General features: G+C 56.7%; 1 protein-coding gene and 1 pseudogene. Both read right to left on the bottom strand.

The window, feature by feature from the left end; genetic code table 11:
- Positions 1-4: 4 nt before the first annotated feature.
- Entirely contained in the window at positions 5-871 is an 867-nt protein-coding gene (locus AC1D1Z_RS36650) for a WecB/TagA/CpsF family glycosyltransferase (protein ID WP_130660548.1), read from the bottom strand.
- Positions 872-1,791: 920 nt separating this feature from the next.
- Positions 1,792-2,150: pseudogene (locus AC1D1Z_RS36655) on the bottom strand (right-handed parallel beta-helix repeat-containing protein); the annotation flags it as partial.

Here is a 2,150-nt window from a genome sequence, read left to right on the forward strand (position 1 = left end):
GGCTTTACACCTTTGCAGCTGCTTCTTTTGGCGCGCTTGATCCAAAAACCTTGTCTTCGATCGGAAACTTCCGAAGCCCCAGTTTCTGGAATGCCGTCAGTGAGATGAAGGTCGGCACGACGAGCGCATAGCGCCGCCACAGCCGTCGCGGCTCGCATAAAAGACGAAACGCCCATTCGAAGCCGCTTCTTTGAATGAACCTTGGAGCCTGCCGCTTGAGGCCGGCGTGGAAATCGAATGCGGCTCCGACACCGATGAGCATCGATGCTTCCAGACTATCGCGCATGCGCGCCATCCAGAGTTCCTGCTTGGGACTGCTCAGCCCGACCCAGATGATATCGGCGCCCGACCGATTGAGCCGGTCAGCAATATCCGTTTCCTCCCGCGTCGACAGCTTGCGAAAAGGCGGCGCATAGGAGCCGACGATCCGTGCTTGCGGAAATTTTGCGAGAAGGCGCGCCTGCAGTTGCTCGAGCGTTTCGGCCGTTGCGCCATAAAGGAAGTGGCGCAAGCCCTTGGAGCTGCCGGCATCGAAAACGGATAACATGAGATCCGGTCCATAGACCCTGTCGCTTTCCACATGGCCAGCATGTCTCAGCGCCCAAACAAGCGGCATGCCRTCAGGGGTTACGAGGAACGCCCGGTTATGTATCGACCGGAGCTCGGGATCATCTTGGCAGCGGACGATGCCGTGTGCGTCGCGAACGCACACATATTCCTTCCTGCCGTCTTCGATCGCTGTTTGAATATATCCAGTCGCGCTTTTGAGATTGACTGCCGAAATGCGAACACCAAGGACATTCGCCCATCCTAAGGAGCCCTTTGGATGAAGAGCTGAAGTTTGGCTGCTGCCCGCTGTTTGCTTTCCCATGACCTACGCTTTCGCGATCGAAACTGTCATCAGAATATCCCGGCAGGCCGATTGCCTCCATACTTGCTGCTCCAGCTATTGGACGTAGAAGAGATTTCATATTTACGTCTTATGCCGCGATGACGTACAATATTCGAAGTAAGTCTATGTACCCCACCGCTTACCATTTTGCTCTTTTTGATGACCGTTGGCCCGAAATAGCGCTTCGACCCGCGCAGAGCCGCAGAAGCTATTCACTCTAGCGCGATCAAAGCTAGTGAGGTTTGAGCGCGAACAAAGCCGGGGGAGAGACATGGTCAACCCAATAGGCGAGATGAAGGCCCCCGGCTGGCGAGCGTTCAGGGATGTCCGACAGAACCAACCAGCTGCGGAAAGATCTAAGTTCCAACGGCTATGTGCCATATAGTCATCAGGGAATTCCTGCCCCCTGAGCAGGCGGAACGCTTGAGGCTAGCAGGATTTTCGAACGGATCTGGCCGCGGCTTCACCTGGACGGTCAAAGGGCCTTCACCTTGACGCGATCGATCATTCGACGGCTCGGCAGGCTCCCTACCGCGTTGCAGTTTTCATGACCTTTGGCCCGTCTGATGCGTGGCCCATCCCTCTGCCGAGGAAGGCTGCAATCGCCATCTTTAAGTTCGCGGAACGCTCAGTGCAGAGGTGCTGAGAGAGCTCGCTGCCAATAATGCCCAGCCCATTATCGGGAAACCTGCCCCACCCTACCAGATCTCTCGCTCGGGATACGAGTTGGGCAAGGGTTGGAATTTCGCTTTGAAATCGGCTCGCCACGCTCATCTCGTCACCGTTCCTGCCTGCGGCGGTGACCAACAGCGCGTGCACGCCATGATTGAAGGGTGTTATAAGTCGCCATAGCTGCGGACTTGATCGCCGCAGAACACCGCTCGTCGCGGCGCCTTTTGTTACTCGGGCGGCGCGACTACGCTTCCGGTGTCCTCTCCAGCCTTCTGAAGATCTCCTAGACTGCCAAATTCTCCCCAACGCATGATCTGCGGATGTATCCTGAAGCTCTTGTCGTTCAAGTTGCCGCTGTAGCGGTTGCGCGCGAATTGCACAAATCCAAGCCCAAGATCGGGAGCGTTGACATACGCTACAACGCCGCTGTCACCGTCAACCGATACAACATTCTCCTCAATGCGATTAGGGCGTGCCCATGGCGGACGCCAACCCCTACCGGTACCGTCATCAACGCGAAAAGCCGCGCCGGATCCGTGTGTGATGACGTTTCCCGCCACCAGGTTGCTCCAACCGCCGTTGATAC

Source organism: Rhizobium sp. P1_E1, from assembly GCF_056406015.1.